This is a genomic window from Enterococcus sp. AZ197, from assembly GCF_050556405.1.
Lineage (GTDB): Bacteria > Bacillota > Bacilli > Lactobacillales > Enterococcaceae > Enterococcus > Enterococcus faecalis.
In genome coordinates, this window is sequence record NZ_CP187873.1 from 1,657,831 (window position 1) to 1,682,217 (window position 24,387).

Sequence of the window (24,387 nt, forward strand, 5' to 3'; positions counted from 1 at the left end):
CTGAATATCTTGTTATTTTCTCATAAACCAATGAGAATTGTTCTTTTTTATTACAATTTATTAGGCGAACTATTATAATAAAAGAGAAGTTATTACTAAGGAGTGAGTCTCATCAAAACACAAGATGCCATAAAAACATTTTTACTTTCAAAGAAAACACAAAAAAAATTGGCTGTCTTTTTATACTTAGCAAAACAAACAAACCTTGATTTATCTAGTGTTGCCCGAAAATTCGATCTTTCTACTAAAAATTTATCAATTTATCTTCGTGAAATTCAAGAAGACTTAGCAACCCTTCCTGAAAATACCTTAGAGATTCAGATCCATCACGGAAAAATTTCATTACATACGACTTCCAATGATTTTCTTTCCCACTATTTTTTATTATTTAATTATTACTGTGTCCATTCTACTGACTTCATTCTTTTTCAAGCAATTATCAAAAAAGAAAACAATTCTGTCTGGAAAGTGAGTCAAGAAACTAATTTTAGCTCATCTTACATTTACAAACGGTTAAATAACATTAATAAACTATTTGGTTTGTATGGAATTTCCGTCCATTTTTCCCCCTCGGCGAGTAAAGTGATTACAGGTTCTGAATTTCAAGTTCTATATGCTTTTCTTGATGTCTACTGGACCATCTTTTTAAATACCTTAGCCTTACCACGTTATACCTCTACTTATTTTGAAGATATACTGACGCAACATATTAAACCAGAAATTCTTGAACGCTTGGAACACGCTTCTCTACTAAAATTAAATTTACTTTTACACATCGCAAAATATCGCTTTCCATATACTTGTGAAGATGATCTCCAAAAAGAATTTGAAGAACATCCTTATTTAAGGCTTTTCTCAGACTCAAAACAAACTATTTTTTGTTCCCAATCAAATTTTTCAGAAGATCAACAGCGGGTTGTAGATATCATTGCACCCATTGCCATTGATAATTTTGATTCAGCAAAACGAGCCAAAGATTTACTGGCTGCTCTAAATGAAATTTCTTGCCCAGAATATTTCTACGTTGATTCTTTATTAACCAATTTTTGCGAAGTTTTTCAAATTCCAAAAATGCGTGAATTTGATCGTCATTACTTCTTACTTATTTTATTTAAAAATATTATCTATAACCAATTATTTATTTCACAGCAACCAAATACCGCAATTCTAGATTTTTTAGTCAATAAAAATAGTACTTATCAAAAAGATTTACAGAAAGAAATTTATGCTTTTTATCAAAATTTTTCAGCGCATTCCCCTTATCAGCTAAGATTTAAGGATCAGGAGAACCCAATTTGGACATGTGAATTGTTGTTACGAATTTATAAGCACTATAGTCCCCGCAAAAAAATTAAAATTGGTGTTGCATATTCTCGCGATTTTTACATTGCTAGCTTTATTATGATGAAAATCAAGCAAGCATTTAGTGAGGATATTATTTTTGAACGAACCGATTTTTCTAGTTGTGATATTGTGATTACTGACTATCCCTTATTTGATTTACCAAAAGAAATTGACCGAATTTACATTTTAGAAGAAGAATTAACCCGAGAAGATTGGGAACTAATTTTCAGTAAAATAAGTATCGCCATTTTTGATTTGCAATATTAAAACAAACATCAAGCGCTAACTTGTCTCACCAGCCATAATGAAAACAAGCGACCTACAAACCACTTCTGCCAGTTTTAGTCTGACAGAAAATAGTTTGTAGGTCGCTTGTATATTGCTGTTCTTTTCTACGTTACCTTCAAAGACAATCTAGTAAGTGGGTACACGTCGTACTTCAGTCCTTAAAGTGCTACGCTTCCACCGCTGATCAGTTTTTAAGCCTGAGACAAAAATCCAAAGTGTTTTTTGTCTCAGGCTCTTACATTTTTTCAACAAAGATGTTACTAGGCGCTACTTGAAGCTGAAAACTATTTTCTCTATCGAGATTCCTCATCAGTAGACTCAAATTTAAAACTTTTTTCTATAAAAGCGACTTCTTTTGCGTATGTTTTTACAAAAGAAGAATAGTCTTTGGGATCTTTGACCTTTTCCAATTGGTCAACAGAGACTTCTAATTCAAATCCTGTCCCATCTTTAAAGAGATAATATTTTGAGATGTCTGTATATCCTTGATTCCGTTTTAAAATATAGCCGGTTTGTACATCAGCAATTTTATCAATTGGATATGCTTTGATAAACTCTTTACTTGTATCTAAATAATCAGAAAGACTGTTGATAAGATTGCCAGAAAGGTACATACCTGCCGATGTATAATAGTCTCTTTTTTCATAAAAACTGATATTGCCTAGATATTTTGTATCTGGATACTCCTCTGTAGAAGGTAAAATTAAAAAGTTCTTTCCGCCACTGGTTTCAATATCGGCATCGCCGATAATTTCTATTTGGTAGTCTTGATTAAATAAAAGTTTATTTTGTTCTATTGTGACTTTTAGTGGTTTTTCTAAATCAACAGGTCCAGTTGTGGTAAGTCCAGCTTCTTTTAAAGGATAAACATCTTCTGATGAAGCGGAGTAATCCCAATAATCATCTTTCTCCGCAAGATCAATATATACTATAAAGCCAATTGCTACAGCAATGCCTATCCAAATAATTTTTTTGTTCTTTTTTTGTTTTTTCTTTTTTTTCGTCTGTGGTTTTACCACTTTTTTATTTGGGTTAGGAAGTTGCTTTACTGTGTCTGTTCTTGTGACAGGAAAAAACGACCATTTTGGCTTTTGAAAAAGCGCATCATATGTATCATAAAAATTCTTTTGTTTAGCCATTTTTTCTCTCCACTAATTTTTTTGATAAGGAAATTTCCTCAGATGCTTCGGAGACTAATTTTTCGTAATCATCTGTGATACTTTCCGACAACACTCGTATGGTACTTAAGATACCATTGGTTGCAAGTGTTATTTCTTCTGTTGACAATTTATCTTCTTTAATGCTTAAAAACCGTTCTGATGCTCGTAAAATCTCTGGTACCTTATGATATAAAAAATCACTAAAATGAGTAATTGCTTCAGGATACTTCACTAAGTGTTTAAAGATGCCCTTAGCGGAAGCAACACCCAGTTCTACTTGTTCAATTTTTTTTAAATTTCGTGACTTATTCGTTAGTTCGTTTAAATAAATAATTTGTTTTTTTAATTCGTCCATAATTCTTTGGTACATCTCTAGGTCACTGTCCGTTAGATGGTGCGTCGTTTGATATTTTTTTAGATTTTTTTTATAACGGAAATACGTACGACCATTTCTATAAATAACCCAACCAATGTACCCAGTCCCCACTAACAAAACCATTATCCCATTCAAATCATGTACTCCTTTTTAAATTAGTATATATTACTGAACACATTGTCCAGCTTAAAATTGACAAATAAATATGAAGTATTACTCCCCCAATTACTTGTGCACTTTTATTGTATCATATAGGAAAATTGTTCTGTTCCGCATTTGGACAAATTGTCTAAATGTCTAAGGAAATCTTTTTTTGTTTAATATGTAGCAAAAAACACTTGCAAGAATTGATTACTTCTCACAAGCGCTTTTTATTGTCTAAAACAACTATTTACATTTCATTTTATTAAATAGTGAATAAATAAATTACTGCAGCTAATGAAGCACCTAAGATAGGTCCCACAATTGGCACCCAAGAATAAGCCCAATCAGAATCACCTTTTGTTTTCACAGGAATAATTTGGTGCGCTAAACGAGGTCCTAAATCACGTGCAGGGTTAATTGCATAACCTGTAGGTCCGCCTAATGATAGACCTAGTCCTAAGACCAAAATCCCAACAAGCATTGGGTTAATGCCAGCCGCTAAGTCGTTTTGAGAAAAGGCTAGTAAGCCAAAAACCAAGACAAATGTGCCGATAATTTCTGTTAAAACATTGGCTGGATAGTTACGGACAGCTGGACCAGTGGCGAAGGTTCCTAAAATAGCACCTTTGTCTTCTGTAATGTTCCAATGGGGTAAATAAGCTAACCAGACAACTAAACCACCAATAAAACCGCCTAGGACTTGAGCTACGATATAAGGTAAAACCATGCCCCATTCAAAGTTTCCAGTAATTGCCATCGCAACTGTTACAGCAGGATTTAAATGCGCTGGACTCATATACCCAGACATGTAAACAGCTAATGTAACAGCAGCGCCCCAACCTAAAGCAATAACGACCCAACCAGAAGCAAAGGCTTTGCTTTTCTTCAAGTTAACTGCGGCACAGACGCCATCCCCTAGTAAAACTAAAATCATCGTTCCGAAAAATTCACCGAATAATTGTGTCATCATCGAAGTTCCCATTTTTTCTTCACCCTACTTTCAAATTTTTTAAATCTGATTCTTCAATTACTTTTTCTAATGTTTCAATGTGTCGTGCTCTTTCTTCCGCTGTCCACTGATAATGCTGTGCCATTTCTTCAATGACTCCCGCTTTCACTTGGTCCAAACGATCACGCATAAACAATAAGTGGTTGGTCCGTCGCAATAAAAAGTCGACGGGTGTTAAAGCCATTTCTTCTTCCATCGCATAGTTTAAAGAGACAGTTTCTGTTAAGGTTAAACCAGGAATTACTTTGGCATCATCAATCATTTCAAAAACAGTTGGTACGTTGGAGCCATATAAATGAGCTAAGTATAATGCATCCTTTTCACTTAACCCTTTAGACACGCCATGTTTTGCCAACGCTTCTAATTCTTCGTCTACCGTTGCAGGGTTCAATTTCCCGCCTGAAACTGGATAGTTTTTAGAATCAATTAAGGTGAATTCTTTCTGGTATTCTTCTGCTAAGATGGTTTGAATCATTTTCATCGCACCTTCTGCCATTTTACGATAATCTGTTAATTTCCCACCAGCCAAAGTGAGCAAGCCATCCGCTGATCTTTCCAATGAGCTGCCTCGAGAGACAGCTGAAGGATTGCCTTTATTTTCCACCAAACTGTCTTCTAGATGGTTTAGGACTTCTTCAATTTCTCGTTTATCTGTTTGATTTTTTTGGTATCTGTCAACGACATCAATGACTTCATCAATACTTTTATCTGAAAGTTTGCCATTGTTTCCCCCGTTATAATCTGAGCCACCGTTAGCAGAAATTAAAGGTCGTAAGCCAGCCCAGCTAGCTTCAATATCATTAATTGTCAATTGTACCTCTGGATAACGATTATTTACTACTTCCAATAGGTAATCCACATCACTTTGTTCTACTGTTGGATGTTGAAAGTCTCCATGGTAATCTGTATCCGTCGTCCCAAAATATGTTTTTTCTTCTCTTGGAACAACGAAGACCATGCGGCCATCTTGTTTACCTGTATCAAAATACGTTGGTTGAGGAACATTTAAACGGCTTTTGTCGACAACTAAATGAACCCCTTTGGTTGGACGCATTTGTGGTGTAAATGAATCGTTTTTGTTTAAGCCTCTTAATTTATCTGACCAAGGACCAGTAGTATTAATCACAACATCTGCGTGAATCTCAAACTGTTCATCAGTTAGTAGGTCCTTTGCTTGAATGCCAGTAATTTTACCTTCATCATTGTATAAAAAGCCCACCGCTTGAACCCGACTCACAGCATGTGCCCCGTCAGCTACTGCTTGTTTAATATTCTCAATAACTAAACGAGCATCATTATTTCGGTAATCTAAATAAACACCGCCACCTTGTAGACCTTCACTTTTTAGTTGTGGCTCACGTGCCAAAACCTCGTCTTTTGTTAACAGATAGTTGGCGTACTTGGTACCTGTTACATCAGCTAACTGATCATATAAATCCATTGCTATTTTGACAGAAAATAGATTAAATGTTGCATTTGGCTCATCATAAATCGGCAGTAACATGGGATCCGCTTTAGGGATGTGTGGCGCAATGGATTGAACGACGGCTCGTTCTTTCACTGTATCTGCTACCACCTCCACGTCAAACGTTTTCAAATAGCGGATACCACCATGAACTAATTTGGTTGATCGTGAAGAGGTGCCCTCTGCGAAATCCTGCATTTCAATTAACCCTGTCTTCATTTTAGCGGCACTGGCTTGCAGAGCAACGCCTGCGCCAGTAATGCCACCACCAATAATTAAGACATCTAAGTGTTGTGTTTTTAAAGCGTCGATTGATTGTCGGCGTGTTTCTATTGAGAAAGTCATAGAAAATTCCCCTTTTCCATTTACTTATTTTTACGTTTGAATTGTTGGGTAGCTGCTACTGCTTGTTGCCAACCTTCATATAAATCTTCTCGTTCTTCTTCCGCCATAATTGGTTCAAATTGTTGTCCTTCTTCTTGGAATGCTTTGATTTCTTCTAAGTCTTTCCAGAAGCCAACCGCTAAGCCCGCCAAGAAAGCTGCGCCTAAGGCCGTTGTTTCTAAGTTATGGGCTCTTTGAACAGCAGTGTTTAAAATATCTGCTTGGAATTGCATCAAGAAATCATTGTTTGCTGCTCCACCGTCTACTTTTAAGACGGGAATATCTATGCCTGTATCTTCTTTCATCGTGTCAATAATGTCACGAACTTGATACGCAACTGCTTGAAGTGTCGCTTTGACAAAATCTTCTCTCGTGGTACCACGTGTCAATCCAAAGACAGCCCCACGCGCTTGTGAATCCCAATATGGTGCGCCCAAACCAGTGAATGCCGGAACCACATAAACTTCATTGTGTCCTGTTGACGCTTTGGCTACTGCTTCAGATTCAGCAGCCGTTTGCAACATTTTTAAGCCATCTCGTAACCATTGAATCGCTGAACCAGCCACGAAGATACTTCCTTCCAAGGCATAATATACTTTGCCGTTAATGCCATAGCCAATAGTGGTAAGCAGATTATTTTTAGAAAGTTGAGGTTCTTCGCCAGTGTTCATGACAATAAATGAGCCTGTTCCATAGGTATTTTTAACCATCCCAGGTTCAAAGGCCATTTGACCAAATAAGGCGGCTTGTTGGTCACCAGCCATCCCAGCGATAGGTACTTCACTTCCGTAAAAATGGTAATTTTTTGTTAGTCCATACACTTCAGAGTTCGAAACGACTTTCGGTAACATCACTCGTGGGATATTTAAAAGATCCAAAATTTCTTGATCCCAATCTAAATCATGGATATTAAACAACATCGTCCGACTTGCATTTGAATAATCAGTGACATGAGTATCTCCCGTTAATTTCCAAACGAGCCAAGTGTCAATTGTCCCAAACATCAATTCTCCATTTTCTGCACGTTCTTGCGCACCTTCTACGTGATCTAAGATCCAACGAACCTTCGTTGCTGAGAAATAAGCATCAATGATTAACCCAGTTTTTTCATGAATCATTTCGCTGTAGCCATCTTCTTTTAGTTGATCAGCAATAGGTGTCGTTTGGCGTGATTGCCAAACAATTGCGTTATAAATGGGTAACCCAGTTGCTTTGTCCCAAACAACGGTTGTTTCCCGTTGGTTTGTAATCCCAATTCCGGCAATATCTGTAGGTTTCACTCCTGACTCAATTAAAGAACCTGCAATAACGGATTGAACAGAATTCCAAATTTCATTGGCATTATGTTCCACCCAGCCTGCATTAGGAAAATATTGAGTAAATTCCTTTTGTGAACTACCAATTTTGTTTCCTTTTTTATCAAAAATAATTGCACGAGAACTAGTCGTTCCTTGATCAATCGCCATAATGTATTTTTCTTCTGCCATGATAATTCCTCCTAAACGTTTTTGAAATCGTTTTCTTTATGTCCCTATCTTACAAATAAAAGAATAACTAAACATGTCAAAAACTTTTTTTATTTTAAAAAAATTGAAAGGATTTCTACTAAAACCAACAAAGACAACGCTTTCAATAATACTTTTATTATCTCTAATTTTTCAATAAAAAGAAACATTTTTGTTTAAAAAAGCCTAATTTTCGACTTTTAATTGTAAAAAGGCTGGTGCGAGGATCAGACAATTTCCGTCACACCAACCTTTTGTTTATTTCTCCCGCAAGGTGCGTATTTTCTTTTTTAATTGTTGCACATCATAGGTCGAACTTAATTCTGACAAAACATAGACTTCCGGTGTTCCTTGATAGCTCGTTTGCTGATAATTGGTCACAATTAAATCATATGTTTGTTCAGGCTGATACCTCTCCACCAGCGTGCCATTCATATTTTTAAGACTAAGCATTAATACTTGTGTTAACGCCGCTTGATAAAGAGCATCCATTGCTAAATGAATTCCAATTTTTATTTCACCAATCATTTTAAATTCAATTAATGCCAACACGCTTAAATATTTGACCAGAGAAAGTTCATGCAAACTATCTCCTGGTTGATACGTTTCATCAAAACAAGCTAAAGCTTTTTCTAATAACGTTGTTGAAAAAGAAGCTAATTCCCGACTAGATAATTGCTGTTCTTTTTCCCAGATATGGGCCCGATCAAAAACTTCCAATTCTCCTTTAAAAAAATACAGTTTTCCATGAATTTGTGAAAAATAGTAAGCCATGGTTTTCTCAAGAGTAGGTTCAAATTTATGGGGCCGATAATACAAGACCACATTTTCCAAGATAAACGTATCAGCTAAAGAAACAGCGGAACGACGTCCCCGAATTAAGGAATATTCATCAAAAGCTGATTCTGGTAAGACCGACATTGTGATTAGAAAAACAAAATGAATCATGCTTTCTCCTTCGTCTAATTCTAATGAATAGCGACTAGAAAAACGGAAAAACAATTGTCGAACTTGCTTAAATAACGGATCTTCTTTAAAATCAATCATTTTCTTTCTCAATTGTTGATATTTTTTTGAAGTGACCGCTAGGCGCTTTTTCGTAATACTCAACCAAAGGCTAACTTTTAACGCATTATGTTCATTAAAAGTAAAACCTAAGCCAGTCTCAATCCCTTCAATTATCCGTTTATTTAACGGCGACATCGTTTTTTTCTGGTGTATTTCATAGGGAGTAATATACCAATACAACTGAAAGTAAAAGTAACGAATCTGCAATTCTTCTCCCTGTAGTTGTCCATTTTTTATTTGCAAATCAAAGGCGGCTAACAATTGATTGAGTTCCTTAATCTTTCGAAATAAAGAAGACTCACTAATCATAAATTTAGTCGTTAATTGAACAATAGAAAACTCTTTATTACGATATAAATAATCTAAAAGTTGAAATTTAAGAGACTCTTTTACAAATGCTTCAATTAAATGATTCAACGAAAAAAAATCCGATAAGGTGATTGATAGCTGCTGGCCATCATAAGTAAGCTGACAGTCCTGTCCAAAAGGTTTCAAAAAATAATGTAAATCCTCTAAGTCTTTTTCAAAGGAGGCTTTTGTGACCGCTAAAAATGCTGTTAAATCAGAGACTGAGCAGGTGCCGCCTGCTAAGATGGTTTGTTGCACCGTTAATAATTGTCGCATCGCTTTCTTTTCCAATAACGTCTCAACTTTCATCGTTCTCTCTCCAATAAGCCGAAGCACCCATCAAATTTGTAATATCATAAATATTGGTTAAGGAAGGTTGATAAAAATAATCTTTTTGTAATAGGTCTGTCAGTGTCTGACCTGTTTGGATACTTAATGCTAACGTATTTATTTTTTCTAAACAATTGTTTTTTGAACAAAGCTGTGCCCCAAGGACCCGTTGCGTCACTTTATCATAGATTAATTTGCCTAAAATTTCTGTCCCGTGTTGTAGAGGCGGCGCTGGCTGTCTAACAATTACGGAAGCAAGTGTTTGCGGAAAAAATAAACCTTCCGTTTCGGTTAGACCTGTACTAGCAAGGTAATAGTCCCCCACTTTTGTTCCCATTGTTCGCAAAGAGCCAATGAATCGGTGTGTTTTTTCTTCTAAATTGTTGGCGACTACTAAGCCAGTTCGTACCGCATTGTTCACTAACGGAGCATAAAAAGTTTCCGCGACTGGTTCATTCATAACTGAAATGCAATCTCCGATGGCAAAAACATTCGGCACTGAAGTTTGTAAATAAGAATCCACCGCGATTGTCTGATCCAGATTCCGTTGAATTTTTTTATCCAAATAGGCTAATTGAGGATGTAAGTTTAAAGCGAAAATCCCACTGTCACAAGAAATTTCCTGCTCGCTTGTTTCAAGAACAATACCATTTGCTGTTTCTTCAATTCCTAGGACCGTTTCTTCAAAATGGAAAATTACTGCTTGTTTTTCCAAAGATTTTTGAACTTCTGCGACCATTTCTTTATCAAAATATTTAGGCAATAGATTTTCCAAGCTTTCAAAGACATGGACCGTTTTCTTCATTTTCACAAGAAAATCAATAGCTTCCATTCCAATGGGTCCTGCACCAATGACGGCTACTGTCTGGCTCTTTTCCAGTAATGGAACAGCCGCTAAAGCACCTGATAAAAATTTATATTTGAGTAATTTTTCTGTTTGACTACCACGAATTTGCGTGGAAAACTGGCTCGCGCCTGTCGCTAAAATCAATTTATCATAAGAATACCACTGTTGCTCTTCTTTTCGTGCCCAAGCAATCAATTGGTTCTCAACATCCATTGCCACGACTTCTCTATTTAAAAGCAACTGAATCTTTTGACGACGTAATTCCTCTTCCGTTATGTAACGTGCTTCGTGTAATTCATTGATGGTATGATTAAAATACGCACTTAAGCCACCAGATAAATACCCCACTGTTGCTTGTTTGTCAATTAAAGAAATTTCTGCTTGGGGATATTTTTTCCTTGAAGCAATTGCTGCGGAAATACCTGCGAATGATGCACCAATAATCACAATTTTCATTTGTTTCCTCCTCTGTCAGGACCTACTATACTTCTCTCAGTTTATCATGATTAAAAAGAATGCTAAAGCAACAACTATAGTTTTCACTTAAAATAATTATTTTTGCTGAGCGCATTGCTTTTCAAGCACTTTCATTTTCATTTATAATAAATGTTACTACTGTTTGAGGAGGAGTTTTCATGTCTGCAACAAAAGAGCAATTGGAACTATTTTTATTTTATTTATCTGAAACCCATACAAAAAGTTTATCTTTACATGACTTAGTTACAAGTCGACCACGCCCAGAAGAAGCGCGTATTTTATTAAATATTAACGAGGTTTGCACTTACTACCATAGCGCTCGTGTTCTCTACACAAGTGTTCCTGCTCTTGAAAATAACAAGTCTGAGCCTTTTTTCCAAGCCTTCGAAAATTTTTATTTTGAATTAAAACAACATTTTTTCAATGAAGAAGATGAAACCCATCAATTGAATGAACGTCTAGAGGAAATGAAAATTGCCTTTGAGCAATTGACGGATGACTACAATGTTCTATAATAGAAGAGAACAATTCGTTGAGAAGGGGTCCTTATGAAGCAAGAAGAAGTGATTGAACGTTTAAAAGAAGAACTAAATTTGCCATTTTTTAATGGTACGCTAGAAGAAAAGAACTATTCTGAAGCAGATTATCAACAAATCAAGAAAGAGTTAATTCAATACTTTGATGATTATGTGCGAAATGTTGAAAATTAACGAGCTAAAACAACCTTTGATTTTAATAAAATCAAAGGTTGTTTTATTATTAAATAAAAAAAATAACAAAAAAAACCACCGGCAGTTTTGCCGATGGAAAAGGAGTATTTACTCAATAAGAGTAAAATGAAAAATAAAAAGGTTGTTGTTGGTATGAATTAATAATACAATACACTTTCTCTTTTGTCCATAAAAAAGACATGAAAAAAATATTAAATTCGTTAGTTATTTTTATTAGTTTTTTATTTTTTCAAAAGAATGTTGCTCATCCGCGTAATGGCAAAGGTTAATTCATCCGTTGCTTGATCCTGCTTTTCCTCTGAAGCATTAAATAAATCTGCATCAATACCTGTTTCTGGATCTGTTGCTAAAATCATTTCATTGCATCCTGCTACATATTCTGTATAAGCATGTTGAAATTTTTTGTGAATGCCAAGTACTTGTGGCGTTGGTTTTAATGTTCCGACTTTTTTGAGCATTAATTCATATTTTTCAGTACCTTCTTTAAATTTTGCTTGAATTTCTGCAATTCGTTCGGCTGTTAAATCATTCACTTTATTCTTATCAATCGCTTGACGAACTTCTTCGTAATATGGATTCATGACTTCGCCAATATCTTCTGTTGTTTTAACGATATCATTAATTGTTTGAACGTAAAATCCTAAATTTGGTCTCATAACCATCCCTCTTTTCCCTTTTCTCTTTCACTCCATTTTACACTTTTTCTATTCCATCTGACAAGTGGCACTTTTTCAGTCTTCATTCTTTTGATTTTTAACAGAGAAAACATAGTGAGGCATCGTTTTGCCACGGTATGTTTTAATGTATCGATCCCTAACAAGCATCTGGTTTCGAATAGCGACATTCATAGAGGCTAAGTTCGTATCACGAATCGTTGAAATAACTTCTGGAAAATTTAATACATCGAATGCGTACTGTTTTGCCGCTGCGGCAGCTTCAATCGCATACCCTTTGTGCCATTCTTTCACACATAAATGATAACCAATTTCTGGATAGCTCTTACCTTTTACTAATTGATTGGTGAGACCACACTCGCCGATGACTTCGCCTGTTCGTTTCTTCTCTAACGCCCATAAGCCGTAGCCGTATTCTTGATAGGACTGTAAGTTCCACTTTAGCCAGTTTGCAACCTCTTCATCAGAAAAAGCGTGTTCATAGGCATACATCACATTTTCATCTTGCAAAAATTTTTTCAATTCCACTTCATCTTCCGACTGCCATTCTCTGACAATAAGTCGTTGTGTTTCGAAAATAATTTTCCGTTTCAAGCCCTTTCACTCCTTACATAAAGAAAAATTGACTGGTTTAAGTACCAGCCAATTTTCTTTTCTTATTTATTAAGCACCTTTACCTGCTTTACGTTGGAAGAACTTCACAATTTCCACAATTGGGATGATAGCAAAAGAAGTACCTGCTACAATTGCCCATTGATATGCATCTAAATGTGTGACGCTGAATAAATCATTAAATCCTGGAATAACAATCGTTGCAGCTAATAGCAAGAACGAAACAAGAATCCCATAGTTAAATGATTTGTTGCGGAATAAGCCAACTTTGAAAATTGATTGATAAATCGACTTCACATTAAAGGCATGGAACAATTGAATTAATCCCAAAGTAGCGAAGGCCATGGTTAAAGCATCGCCGTGTTGTAAATCATACAACGCTTGCGCCGATAAGTTTGTGTTAGCTGCGGTATGTGCTGGGAACATAATTGACATTTTGTACACAATCAAAGTCAATGCCCCTTGCGTAATCCCTTGATAAACAACACTGCTTAAAACGCCGCCAGAGAAGAAGTTCGATTTTTTACCACGAGGTTCATGGCTCATCACATCACGTTCTGCTGGTTCCACACCTAACGCAATCGCTGGGAAAGTATCCGTTACTAAGTTAATCCACAATAAGTGAACAGGTAACAAGGTATCCCAATTGAGCATTGTTGCAATAAACAAGGTTAATACTTCCCCTAAGTTAGCTGAAAGTAAATATTGAATCGTTTTTTGGATATTTGAGAAGACTTTACGTCCTTCTTCTACCGCTACAATAATTGTTGAAAAGTTATCATCGGCAAGTACCATATCTGAAGCACCTTTTGATACTTCTGTTCCGGTAATTCCCATACCAATCCCGATGTCAGCAGCTTTTAAGGCTGGGGCATCATTTACGCCATCACCAGTCATAGCAACCACTTTTCCTTCTTGTTGCCACGCTTTAACAATCCGAACCTTGTGTTCTGGTGAAACACGAGCATAGACAGAGTAGTGTCCCACGACTTGTGCGAATTTTTCATCTGACAATTCATTTAATTCAGCGCCTGTAATGACTGCATCGTCGTCACCTTCTTTGATGATGCCTAAACGTGCCGCAATTGCTTCTGCTGTATCACGGTGGTCACCCGTAATCATAATTGGACGAATACCCGCTTCTTTCGCGACTTTTACAGCATCTGCAGCTTCTTTTCTTTCTGGGTCAATCATACCGACTAAACCAGCAAATGTTAAATCTTTTTCCACAAGTTCAGAACTCATTTCGGCTGGAATCGTCTCAACATATTTATAAGCCATTCCTAAAACACGTAGGGCTTGTTTCGCTAATGAGGTGTTTGTTTTCAAAATTTCTTGACGTTTTGTTTCATCTAATGGACTTGTTTCTCCATTTGATAAGATTTCCGTACAACGTTTCAATAATTCATCTGGTGCACCTTTGACAGAAACTAGGAAGCCACCTGTTTTTAATTCATGAACAGTAGTCATTAATTTACGATCAGAGTCAAAAGGAATCTCTGCCACACGAGGTTCAGCTGCTACTTTTTCGGTTACGTTAAACGCATGATCTAAACCAAATTGTACTAAGGCAGTTTCTGTTGGGTCACCAATTAATGAACCATCTTGAGCGATTTTTGTATCATTCGTAAAGTTCATGATTTTTAAAGCCATATTATCGGCAGGGATTTCTGTGGAAGCAGATAACACTTGACCATCTGTATACAACGCTTCAACGGTCATTTGATTTAAGGTTAACGTACCTGTTTTATCTGAACAGATAATGTCTGTACTTCCTAATGTTTCAACGGCTGGTAACTTACGGACAATCGCATTTTTCTTGGCCATTTTTTGGGTACCTAAAGCCAAAATAATCGTGACAATCGCTGGTAATCCTTCTGGAATTGCCGCTACAGCTAACGAAATTGACGTTAATAACATGTCAATCCATGAACGACCATTCATCATTCCTACCACAAACATCACCGCTGCAATGACTAAAATGGCAATTGTTAACATTTTACCCAATTGGTTTAAGTTTTGTTTTAAAGGCGTTTCCGTTTCTTGTTCGCTTGCTAGCATGCCAGCAATTTTACCGACTTCTGTATTCATTCCTGTGCCAACCACAACGCCAAGGCCACGTCCATACGTCACATTACTATTGGAATAAGCCATATTGATTCGGTCACCGATACCAATATCGGTTCCCTCTAAGATGGTTACTTCTTTTTCAACTGGAACAGATTCACCGGTTAACGCTGCTTCTTCAATTTTTAAGCTATTCGCTTCCAATAAACGTAAATCGGCTGGAACGACATCCCCTGCTTCTAATAAAACAATGTCACCTGGCACTAATTCATCGCTTTTAACAGTAATGACGTGTCCATCACGGCGAACATTCGCATTTGGTGAAGACATTTCTTTTAATGCTTCAATGGCTTGTTCCGCTTTAGCTTCTTGGATGACCCCAAAGATGGCGTTCAAGATAACAACCACTAAGATGATAATCGAGTCTACCACATCATGGGAAAAGACGGCTGAAATGACCGCTGCCGCTAATAAAACAATAATCATAAAATCTTTGAATTGCTCAAAGAATTTCACGGCAAGTGATTTTTTCTTCCCTTCATCTAGCACATTTTCCCCGTACGTTTCTAAACGCTTTTGAGCCTCCTGTGCACTTAATCCATCAGTTGTTGTGTTCATTTTCTCCAAAACAACTGTGTCGTCTTGTGCGTAAAACGCTTCAGACAATTGTGTTTTCTTTTCTTCTGACATGTTCTTCCTCCTCTATTTTTTGCAGCATCCTTCAAGTACTATTTTACATTTCATCAAAAATAAATGAAAAAAAATAGACTTGTGTATGCTACTTCGTCGAACATACATAAGTCTCACCGTTTAAGACAACACCAGAAATTGCTTTCGGAGTTGGTGATGTTGTCACAGCATAAATACTGTCAGTTACTCCCTCATGAAAAAACTATTTAACATTGATTGGAGAACCAATGTTATGAATAATTACTTAATTAGTATACCGTTTTCCACTCTTTTTTTCAAATAAAAGTTCTGCTCATTTGAAAAAAACTGAAATCCTTTCATTCGGATTCCAGTTTCTTGATTTGTATTCGTAAAATACGCTGTTGTCCCCGCTTTCTCGACCAACTAATAACCCAAGAAAGTAAGAAAAGACTAATCACGGTTCCTTCACGAACAAAAATCGGCAAATGATAACTAATGGACAATCCTAGTGCTAAACTGACACAAAAAATATCAACTAAATAACGATAAAACTGAAAACTATAGCGCGTTCTTTCAGAAATAAGTGTACAAAATTTTTCAATAGGAAATTGCAAAACACCTAGCGCAACTACCTGTCCTGTCCCGATTCCTGCTATGATTGTCCCTAAAATAAATAAAACAATTTTAACCAAATAATTTTGAAAAACAAGCGAACCAAATAATTGATATAAGAAAAAATTAATGACAAAACCAAAGCCAATTAACGCCACCAAAATAATCAAATAGTCCTGAATTTTACGCTGCTGATCTAACAACCAACACGTGCCTAAAAAAGCGAAATTGATAGCTGTGGTAACAGTTCCGACTTTTAAATGAGTAAGTGTTGCAAAGGTCACATTAAACGCATTAAAACTGCTAACCCCGATGCCTGCTTGAATTGTCAAACTGATGCCCAATGCACTAATTAAATAAAAAAGAAACGATAGTACAATTTTTTTCTTCCACATTATAAAAACTCCTCTACTCTTGATACGTCTATTATGTGCTACAATAGAAGAAACAAATAGGAGATATCTCCTATTATAAGGAGAAAAAATGCTTAAAACAGCCTACCAACGATCACCGAAACAAGAATTAGCTAAAAATGCGCCCTTTTTTAATGAAACTGATTTAAAACACAGTTTTATTATCGATTTTGAAAATCAAGAATTCATTCATCACCAAGCAGAGCCATTAAATTATCTTTTTTATTTAATCAAAGGAAAAGCGAAAATTTTAAAAACAGAACGCAATGGCCGCCAATCCATTGTTCAGTTTTTAACGACAGGTGATTTAATTGGCGATTTAACATTAGTTCAAGCGGAAACGATAACCAAGGACGTTATCGCCTTAGGTGAAACCTGTTGTTTGGCTGTACCTTTAGCTTACGCAGAAACTGTTTTAAAAAACAAGGTACTTTTTATGCAGCAACTCAGCCATTATCTAGGGAAAAAAATGCTCCAACGGGTGGACCACTTTACAACGAATCAGACCTATGAACTAAGTTATCGGCTAGCGGAATTGCTATTGGTTGCCGCTAATCACGAAGATGTTTATAAAGAAAAACATACTGAGATTGCCGAATACTTAGGGGTTAGTTATCGCCATCTTATTTATACCTTCAAACAAATTCGAGAGCGCGGCTTTATTCAAAAACAAGGAACTGCTTATCACATCAACCGCTTAGCGTTACATTCTTTTGTGCAAAAAATGAAGAGTTAAAGTGGTGGATTGTTGACAAATAGTGCGCTTCCCGCTACCCTATTCTTATTAATAAGAAAGAAGGGACAGCAATGGAGCAAGCATCATTTACTGTATCTAGTTGGCAAGAACAACCGATTGACAATCTTAATGAAAATTTCCCAGTGAATCAAGCGAGCGCTACTTATCAATTGTCAGGCGCCTTATCTGGGACAGCTTCTGTGGAATACTTAATGACTTATCAAGGCTCTTCAATGGCAGATGGGCTTGAAGCTGTGGCTCAAGTGGTCGGTTTCCTACATTTCGAAGGAACTTATTTAGGAAAAAAAGGCACCTTTACTGCTTGCGAAAAAGGGACGTTTACACAGGGTCTTTTAGACTGCCCAGGTGAACTATTTCAAGCATCAGGTGAGCTTGCCGGTTTATCCGGTCGCTACACTTATGAATTTAGTCAAGAAGAAGCGCTTCTTCATTTAGACTTTGTATAATAAAAAATTTCAAGGAAAGTTGGTGACATTATTTTACTTATTTTAAATTTGGCGGTTGTAAAAGACAATGGGTGTTTTTGATTAGATTAAACTTTTAAGGAGAAAAATCATGAAAAACACCCGAAACACCGTCCCATCATTACTAATTATTATTTTGCTTGTGGGATTTCCACAAATCAGCGAGTCGATTTTCACACCCATTTTACCAGCGCTTAGTTCTGCTTTTAACATTCACGATAGCGTGGCACAATTAACCATGAGTATTTATTTTGTTGCCTTTGCCGTTGGCGTTTTATTCTGGGGAATTTTATCCGATACGATTGGACGTCGCCCAGCTATGTTATTAGGAATTTTATGCTATTTAATTGGAAATATTGGCCTTTTTTTGAGTCCGACATTTCCTTGGCTGTTATTCTTCCGTTTAATTCAAGCATTTGGTGCAAGCGTTGGTTCTGTCATTACCCAATCAATGATGCGGGAAAGCTTTAACGATCTTCAAAGAGGGAAAATTTTTGCTCAAACAAGCGCTGCCCTATCGCTATCTCCTGCCATCGGACCCTTAGTCGGCGGACTTGTTCAAACCTATTTTGGCTATCAGCATGTCTTTAGCACCTTAATTGTCATGGCTGTTCTATTACTTTTCTATAGTTTTTATCGTTTACCAGAAACCTTTCACTTAGGAAATACCTTAACGAAAGCGCCTTTTTGGTCCGTGGCGAAACGCCTTTCCTTCGACTCGAAAGTTTGGTGCTACGGCTTATTGATTGGTGGCATTAATGGTTTATTATTTAGCTACTATGCAGAAGCCCCGTTTATTTTCATCAATCACTTTGGCTTTAGCAGTGTCCAATATGGCTTTCTTGGTTTAGTTTTAGCTGTGTCTAGTATTCTTGCTGCGGTTCTTATCAATTGGTTGCTAGGATATTGGTCAGCGGAAAAAATTGCCTTTGCTGGTTTGCTGCTAAGTATCTTTGCGGCTTGCTGTTTATTAATAATGACACAATTTGAAACAATCATTGGTCTTATTTTGTTTATTTTTCTCTTTTTCTTAGGGATTAATATTACTTTGCCCAATGCCTTAAGTATGGCCTTAAAAGGCTATGAATCTGTAATCGGTACTGCCAGTGGGATTTTTAGTTTTGTCTATTACTTGTTTGTTAGTTTCTTTACCTATTTGATTAGTTACTTTCACAATGGTACCATTTGGGTCTTACCGCTTTACTTTTTAAGTTTTGCCTGCCTGTTAGCTTTCAGCTATTATGTCATTGTTTATCGTAAAACTTTAAAATAAAAATCAAAAAACACACGAATATTTTTCGTGTGTTTTTTTTAGCTAAAAAATTGATTTTCTAAACTATATTGCTTCCCTGAAACAATATCATATTGAATCAGTCGGTATTCCTCATATAGTTGTTCTTGCTTTTTATTCATTTCTACTGTTTTTTTCCATTCCCCACCGAGATAGTAATTCCCCTTTTCAAAAGCAGGCAATTGTTCTTGTACCTCATTTAGCATAGCGTAAAATCCCGATTGCGGTAAGCCACTTTGTTGGAAAAGTGAGGGAGCAAAATAAAATGGACTAATGGTTGCTTGATGCTGATTTTTTTCTGTTAACTGGTTCGCCGTATCATACATTAGAAATTCTGTTTGGTGAAGGGCTGCCCCTTCATTCAACGCTTGAATGTTTTCATCATAAATACTTGGTAAGTGATCTCCCCAAAAAACGACTAATGTGCGTTTGGGCATTTTTTCGATTTCTTGTAGGAAATTTTTCAAAGCTTCGCTACTGTAGGCAATATCTTGCAAGTAATTATTGAGCGCGACTTGATTGCCGTTTCCTTGAGAAAAATAATTGGACGTTGTGTATTTATTTTCATAGGGCATATGTGTTTGCATAGTAACTAAATGAATGAATTGCGGTTGCTCTTTTTCTTTAAGCAGTGTCGTCACTTCCTGATACGCTGCTTGATCTGAAATGTAAGGATTATTTTCTAGTTTATCCGTATAGTTCATTGTTTTTTCATTGATAAATTGATCAAAACCTAAAATTTTATACACATCTTTTCGTTTATACATAGATGTATTGTACGGATGAATAGCCGTTGTTTGGTACTTTTGTTCCTTAAGTAATGAAACAATGGAAGGCAATTCCGTCATCTTAGGAATCATCATTGTATAAGGTGTAGTCATTTGGGCATTCATTAATTCCATCGAAAAACTTGTTAGGGCTTCAAATTCAATATTCGCAGTTCCGCCCCCGTAGTTTTGTGAAAGCATCTGGCCACTGTAAGTTTTATCAGCGATTTGCTGATAATCAGCTAAAGGGTTACCAATAATGGACAAACCTTTCAGATGATCTGGATTTGAAAAACTTTCACTCATGACAAACACAATATTTGGTTGCTCATTGCTCGGCACTGTTTTCGCCTCGGCCAACTTTTGATACTTCTGAGTAATTTCTGAAATAGCTTCTTTTGAATAACCCTTTGGTTGGTCCATAGCCTCTACTTTTAAATTATATAGAAAACCACCAATAAATCCTGTATTGTAGTAATTCATTTTTTGGCTGTAAGGAATCCATAACGCGGTTTTATTATAGGCTTTACGTAACAAATTTTGCGGATTGTTAAAATCACCAATATATGAAAATAGACCAATCGAAAGAACAAGACTTAACACACGAATCGTTTGTTTTTTCTTCGATAAAAAGAAACTTTTATAAAAGGCTTTTCCTAAGAAAAAAAGTGCTACACAACCTAACGCTACCACAAAAACAAACGGCCATAAACCAACCATTTCTTTTAATAAACTAACTTCTGTGATCATTTTTAAGTCGTCTGGGTAAATAGGTTCGACACGATAAAACATCTTTTGATAGTCCGCAAATCCTAAAACACCTATTATGACACTATATAAAAGAGCGCCAACTCCTAATGAACCTGCCAAACTACATAAAAAAAGTAAAAAAACGCTTAGCACAAAACAACCTAAGAAAAACTTTTCCGTATGCCACGAAAAAGCAAACTTGAAGGCTAAATCAACAGACAAGTTATTTTGACACCATTGCAAATATAAATTACTAAAAATAATTAATAAGATGAACCCGATTCCATACAAAAGGTAGCGGTAGGGCCATCGTCTAAATTTCTCAACTCTCTTTTTCACATCGATCTCCTATTCAAAAACTAGTAATGTATTTATTTTATGCTTCTTGAAAAAGAATGTAAAGAAGTAGCTAGCAAAGAAGTCTAAGGAATGGTAAAGAAAAAATGTTATTTGTTGCAAAAATAATTTTCCAGTGGTATAGTAACAATGGAATTTCGTTATCAGTTATCGTCGCCTTTTTAGAGTACTTTATGAAAGGAGAATAACTATGACTTACAAAGTAAAAAACATTCACTACCGTATTCAATTAGACACAGACAAAAATATTTTCATTGTTTTTGATGCAAAAAATGAAAGTAAAACAGCAACTGGTCACACAATTGAAGAAGCAATTGCACACTTAAAACAATTAAACTAAGGAGTGACAAACATTTCCATGCAAGACCCTTTAGGTAGTTATTTAAGCTAAAAGCCGTTTAGTAAAGAAAAAATACTAGACGGTTTTTTTGTATCTTCTTCGCCTTTTATTTTTTACATAGTATACTGAAACAAACGGAGGTGTTTTTATATGACCATCATTGCAAACTATATTCGCCAGCAACCCCAACATCAAACACAGTTAACAGAAATCTACCAAGCAATTTTAGCGGTTGTTCCTCAGGAGACTACTGAAAAAATCGCTTATGGAATGCCGACCTTTTACTTAAATGGCAATTTAGTACATTTTGCGGCAGCCAAGCAACATTTAGGTTTCTATCCTACGCCATCAGCCATCCAACGTTTCAGCAAAGAATTACGCCCTTTTAAACCCTCGAAAGGTGCCATTCAATTTCCCTACACGCAAGAGTTACCTCTTTCATTAATACAGGAAATAGTTAAATTCCGTGTACAAGAAAACATGAAGAGCGTGGGACAAAAATCACTTTGAATTTTTGTCCCACGCTCAAAAACTGATAAACGGCGGGAACAGAAGCAACTCCTTCGGAAATAAGCCGAAATTCTCCAAAAATTAAAGAACAATTTTCGGAAATTCCTTCTTATTTCTCGGAGTTAAACACTTCTGTCCCGACCTCTTCATGTTCTTAAAATTTTTTCCATCGCTTTTCCCTTGGCCAATTCGTCGATTAATTTATCTAGGTAACGGATTTTTTGCATTAAAGGATCTTCAATTTCTTCCACGCGATAGCCACAAATTACGCCTTTGATCAATTGGGCGTTTTCATTAAAATTGGGTGCTTCTTCAAAAAATGTTTCCATCGTTACTTTTTGAGCCAATTGTTGTTGCAAGCCTTTTTCATCATAACCAGTTAACCAGTAAATAATTTCGTCAACCTCCGCTTGCGTTCGATTTTTACGTTCTGCTTTTTGGATGTATAGCGGGTAAACACTGGCAAAGGTCATTGTATAGATTTTCGGTTTTGTCATTGGTTTTCCTACTTTCTGAAGTATTCTCTCTTCAGTCTACCACAGGCTTACTGGAAAAAGAGGCTATTTTGTCTTAGTAATCAAATTGACGATAATAACGACGAATCTCTAATGGGTGACAATTTAATTTTTCTACATGCGCATCAATGCGTTGCGTTACCGCATGCATTAGGAGAAATGAAATAACTCGGCCACGATATTTTTCACTAATTCCTGGAAGTTCATACGCTTTCGAATCAATAATTGTATAATTGGCACAGATTTTCGGCAATAATTTTGCTACTCGTTCTGCCAACGGTCGCTGCTCGTCTTCTCCAATAAACAACGTTACTGGCGTAGTTTCATCTACAATTTCTAGCGTTCCATGTAAGAACTCTGCTGCATGAATTGATTTTGAGCGAAGCCAACTTTGCTCTTCCCAATAGCACATTGCATAAGAATAGACCGCTCCCCATTGGTTCCCTGCGCCAATAAAATAGTGAATGCTATCATGACGATGTTTTTCCGCAAAAGCTAAGCCAAACGCATCGGCACTTTTTTCGGCTTCAGCTAAACCTGTAGGCAAATATTCTTCCAATTCTTGGTAATAATTTTCGTAATCTGTAAATTCGTTGTTTTTTTGCATTAAACGATCAGCTACCATAAAGAACTTGATTTGCTCAGTTCCTGGAGCTGGATAAGTCACCACATAATCACATAAATCTGCTAAAAGACTATCTTTTGCATCAATAAAACCAAATAGCGTTGCGCCGACCTTTTTGATTTCTTGAACGGCTTGCACCACTTCTTGTGTTGTCCCAGTAACGGAAGACAAGATGACGAATGATTTTTCTGTTAAACGTTTATTGCCTGTTGTGTAATACTCAGCAGCATGTTGAACATAGATTGGTAAATTACTTTTTCCATTCGCATAAGTAACTGCTTGCATGGCTGAAGCATAAGTACCGCCGATTCCTAAATAATAGACCGCATCAAATCCTTTCGTCCAAACTTGATCAACAACTTTTTCAACATCTGAACGCAAGGCTAAGGCACCTCGTATGTCTTTGATTTGTTGTTCTTCATTAAATTTTAACATGGCTGATTTCCCTCTTTCTTTGCTATTTTACTTTTTAGGACACAATCAAAATCATCAAAAATCCGTTGAGATAAATCAATTCCTTTACTTGTAGCTACTTGATACGCCAAGTATTGAAATGGAATAACTAACAATAAAGGACTAATTTTTTCTTCGACATCACTTGCTAACTCTAACGTATTTGATGCCCTCGTTGAACGCGTTGTAATTGTGTAACATTGGCCAACATAACTGGCTAGATAGTTTCTCAAGGCTTGACTACGTGCTTGAATAGGACTTTGATTCTCAATAAAAAACAAAAGATGTGTAGTATCCGCTTCAAGATAAGGCCCATGCATATAGGCTTCTACTTCAAATCCTTGGGAAGGTAAGCGAACTGTTTCTGTAAACTTCGTCTCAAACTCTTTCGCCGTACCAATATTGGGCCCATAACCAATTGCGATAAATCGTGTCCCCTCTGTTAATTCTTTTTTCGTTTTTTGCCAAAATTGTTCGGTTTTATAAATCACCGAATCGATTTCCTGAATTGCTTTGGCAAGTTTTGCTAATTCTTCTTCAACCTCTACTTTTGTTAATTGATGCTTTTGATAGCCCAGTTTCAAACCAAATAGAAATAAATTTAAAAGTGTTGCCGTATAGCCTTTTGTGACAAAACCAACTGTTTCAAGCCCCATTTTTAAATCCAAGACTTCATCCACAACCTCCGTAATCGGGCTGGTGACATCACTTGTCAAGGCCACTGTTTTTACAGACGTTTGGTTTTTAATTTTTGCAATGGCATCAATTGTTGAAGCACTTTTACCACTTTGTGAAACCGCTACGACCAGATCAAACCGATCATCCACTTTGCCATAATGAGCAAAATTGAACGGCTCTTGGATTTCCACATAAATAGGCGCCACTTCTTCAAGGTAAACTTTAGCCGCCTGACAAGCGTTATGTGACGAGCCAGTTGCTAAAATTAGACAGTGCGTGACCTTTGAAACGTCTGTATCAGTTAATTGAAATTGGTTAAGAATCTGAGTTAGAGCTGCTTGCTCCTCATTTATATAATCCAGCATCGTTTTCATA

Annotated in this window: 23 protein-coding genes; 8 read left to right on the top strand and 15 right to left on the bottom strand. The window is 36.3% G+C overall.

Features of this window, described 5'->3' with window-relative positions; all coding sequences use genetic code 11:
* Positions 1 to 102 precede the first annotated feature (102 nt).
* Positions 103 to 1,611: a helix-turn-helix domain-containing protein gene (locus IGK82_RS08105; RefSeq protein ID WP_002357145.1), complete on the top strand. Its 1,509-nt coding sequence runs from the start codon at positions 103 to 105 to the stop codon at positions 1,609 to 1,611.
* A 314-nt stretch (positions 1,612 to 1,925) separates the two neighbouring features.
* On the opposite strand, the gene IGK82_RS08110 is transcribed toward IGK82_RS08105, so the two are convergent.
* The 7 genes from IGK82_RS08110 to IGK82_RS08140 all read right to left on the bottom strand — a co-directional run bounded on the left by IGK82_RS08110 (position 1,926) and on the right by IGK82_RS08140 (position 10,724).
* Positions 1,926 to 2,771 (bottom strand): hypothetical protein, encoded by an 846-nt coding sequence (locus IGK82_RS08110; protein ID WP_002394555.1) that lies wholly within the window; start codon positions 2,769 to 2,771, stop codon positions 1,926 to 1,928.
* Positions 2,764 to 3,291, bottom strand: a complete 528-nt coding sequence (locus IGK82_RS08115) for a 5-bromo-4-chloroindolyl phosphate hydrolysis family protein (RefSeq protein ID WP_016622357.1) — start codon at positions 3,289 to 3,291, stop codon at positions 2,764 to 2,766. Before IGK82_RS08115 ends, IGK82_RS08110 begins: the two co-directional genes overlap by 8 nt.
* A 283-nt stretch (positions 3,292 to 3,574) precedes the next feature.
* On the bottom strand, positions 3,575 to 4,294 hold the full coding sequence (locus IGK82_RS08120; RefSeq protein WP_002357140.1) for an MIP/aquaporin family protein: 720 nt from the start codon (positions 4,292 to 4,294) through the stop codon (positions 3,575 to 3,577).
* Between the two features lie 7 nt (positions 4,295 to 4,301).
* On the bottom strand, positions 4,302 to 6,131 hold the full coding sequence (gene glpO / locus IGK82_RS08125) for a type 1 glycerol-3-phosphate oxidase (RefSeq protein ID WP_016622356.1): 1,830 nt from the start codon (positions 6,129 to 6,131) through the stop codon (positions 4,302 to 4,304).
* Between the two features lie 20 nt (positions 6,132 to 6,151).
* Positions 6,152 to 7,657 (bottom strand): glycerol kinase GlpK, encoded by a 1,506-nt coding sequence (gene glpK, locus IGK82_RS08130; protein WP_002357138.1) that lies wholly within the window; start codon positions 7,655 to 7,657, stop codon positions 6,152 to 6,154.
* Between the two features lie 276 nt (positions 7,658 to 7,933).
* Complete coding sequence (locus IGK82_RS08135) at positions 7,934 to 9,400, bottom strand: helix-turn-helix domain-containing protein (RefSeq protein ID WP_002397428.1); 1,467 nt, start codon at positions 9,398 to 9,400, stop codon at positions 7,934 to 7,936.
* Positions 9,390 to 10,724 (bottom strand): FAD-dependent oxidoreductase, encoded by a 1,335-nt coding sequence (locus tag IGK82_RS08140; RefSeq protein ID WP_016622355.1) that lies wholly within the window; start codon positions 10,722 to 10,724, stop codon positions 9,390 to 9,392. Before IGK82_RS08140 ends, IGK82_RS08135 begins: the two co-directional genes overlap by 11 nt.
* A 179-nt stretch (positions 10,725 to 10,903) precedes the next feature.
* On the opposite strand from IGK82_RS08140, the gene IGK82_RS08145 reads away from it, so the two are divergent.
* Positions 10,904 to 11,260: a hypothetical protein gene (locus IGK82_RS08145; protein ID WP_002419931.1), complete on the top strand. Its 357-nt coding sequence runs from the start codon at positions 10,904 to 10,906 to the stop codon at positions 11,258 to 11,260.
* A 33-nt stretch (positions 11,261 to 11,293) separates the two neighbouring features.
* On the top strand, positions 11,294 to 11,455 hold the full coding sequence (locus IGK82_RS08150; protein WP_002357133.1) for a hypothetical protein: 162 nt from the start codon (positions 11,294 to 11,296) through the stop codon (positions 11,453 to 11,455).
* A gap of 242 nt (positions 11,456 to 11,697) precedes the next feature.
* Here IGK82_RS08150 and IGK82_RS08155 read toward each other — a convergent pair whose 3' ends face one another.
* The 4 genes from IGK82_RS08155 to IGK82_RS08170 all read right to left on the bottom strand — a co-directional run bounded on the left by IGK82_RS08155 (position 11,698) and on the right by IGK82_RS08170 (position 16,487).
* Positions 11,698 to 12,138 carry a hypothetical protein gene (locus tag IGK82_RS08155; protein WP_002385841.1) on the bottom strand — a complete coding sequence of 147 codons (441 nt, stop codon included), beginning with the start codon at positions 12,136 to 12,138 and terminating at the stop codon, positions 11,698 to 11,700.
* A gap of 69 nt (positions 12,139 to 12,207) precedes the next feature.
* Positions 12,208 to 12,744: a GNAT family N-acetyltransferase gene (locus IGK82_RS08160; RefSeq protein WP_002364151.1), complete on the bottom strand. Its 537-nt coding sequence runs from the start codon at positions 12,742 to 12,744 to the stop codon at positions 12,208 to 12,210.
* 69 nt (positions 12,745 to 12,813) lie between these two features.
* Positions 12,814 to 15,519: a cation-translocating P-type ATPase gene (locus tag IGK82_RS08165; RefSeq protein WP_002377094.1), complete on the bottom strand. Its 2,706-nt coding sequence runs from the start codon at positions 15,517 to 15,519 to the stop codon at positions 12,814 to 12,816.
* 317 nt (positions 15,520 to 15,836) lie between these two features.
* The gene (locus IGK82_RS08170; protein ID WP_002385840.1) at positions 15,837 to 16,487 is read right to left on the bottom strand and encodes a YczE/YyaS/YitT family protein; all 651 of its coding nucleotides are present in this window, start codon (positions 16,485 to 16,487) and stop codon (positions 15,837 to 15,839) included.
* Positions 16,488 to 16,575: 88 nt separating this feature from the next.
* Between IGK82_RS08170 and IGK82_RS08175 the strand changes: the two genes are divergently transcribed.
* The 3 genes from IGK82_RS08175 (at position 16,576) to IGK82_RS08185 (ending at position 18,999) form a co-directional block, all read left to right on the top strand.
* Positions 16,576 to 17,241, top strand: a complete 666-nt coding sequence (locus IGK82_RS08175) for a cyclic nucleotide-binding domain-containing protein (RefSeq protein WP_430605081.1) — start codon at positions 16,576 to 16,578, stop codon at positions 17,239 to 17,241.
* A gap of 71 nt (positions 17,242 to 17,312) precedes the next feature.
* Entirely contained in the window at positions 17,313 to 17,708 is a 396-nt protein-coding gene (locus IGK82_RS08180) for a DUF3224 domain-containing protein (RefSeq protein ID WP_002362038.1), read from the top strand.
* A gap of 109 nt (positions 17,709 to 17,817) precedes the next feature.
* Entirely contained in the window at positions 17,818 to 18,999 is a 1,182-nt protein-coding gene (locus tag IGK82_RS08185; RefSeq protein WP_002365813.1) for a multidrug effflux MFS transporter, read from the top strand.
* Positions 19,000 to 19,037: 38 nt separating this feature from the next.
* On the opposite strand, the gene IGK82_RS08190 is transcribed toward IGK82_RS08185, so the two are convergent.
* Positions 19,038 to 20,873: an LTA synthase family protein gene (locus IGK82_RS08190; RefSeq protein ID WP_002400668.1), complete on the bottom strand. Its 1,836-nt coding sequence runs from the start codon at positions 20,871 to 20,873 to the stop codon at positions 19,038 to 19,040.
* A 208-nt stretch (positions 20,874 to 21,081) separates the two neighbouring features.
* On the opposite strand from IGK82_RS08190, the gene IGK82_RS08195 reads away from it, so the two are divergent.
* Positions 21,082 to 21,231, top strand: a complete 150-nt coding sequence (locus IGK82_RS08195) for a hypothetical protein (protein WP_430605082.1) — start codon at positions 21,082 to 21,084, stop codon at positions 21,229 to 21,231.
* 150 nt (positions 21,232 to 21,381) lie between these two features.
* Complete coding sequence (locus IGK82_RS08200; RefSeq protein ID WP_016622354.1) at positions 21,382 to 21,741, top strand: iron chaperone; 360 nt, start codon at positions 21,382 to 21,384, stop codon at positions 21,739 to 21,741.
* Between the two features lie 146 nt (positions 21,742 to 21,887).
* On the opposite strand, the gene IGK82_RS08205 is transcribed toward IGK82_RS08200, so the two are convergent.
* From IGK82_RS08205 to IGK82_RS08215, 3 genes are all read right to left on the bottom strand, one after another.
* Positions 21,888 to 22,238: a DUF2200 domain-containing protein gene (locus tag IGK82_RS08205; protein ID WP_002360043.1), complete on the bottom strand. Its 351-nt coding sequence runs from the start codon at positions 22,236 to 22,238 to the stop codon at positions 21,888 to 21,890.
* Between the two features lie 73 nt (positions 22,239 to 22,311).
* Positions 22,312 to 23,316, bottom strand: coding sequence for an SIS domain-containing protein (locus IGK82_RS08210; protein WP_002357110.1), 1,005 nt, complete (start codon positions 23,314 to 23,316; stop codon positions 22,312 to 22,314).
* Positions 23,310 to 24,386: an SIS domain-containing protein gene (locus IGK82_RS08215; RefSeq protein WP_002381754.1), complete on the bottom strand. Its 1,077-nt coding sequence runs from the start codon at positions 24,384 to 24,386 to the stop codon at positions 23,310 to 23,312. Before IGK82_RS08215 ends, IGK82_RS08210 begins: the two co-directional genes overlap by 7 nt.
* Position 24,387 lies beyond the last annotated feature (1 nt).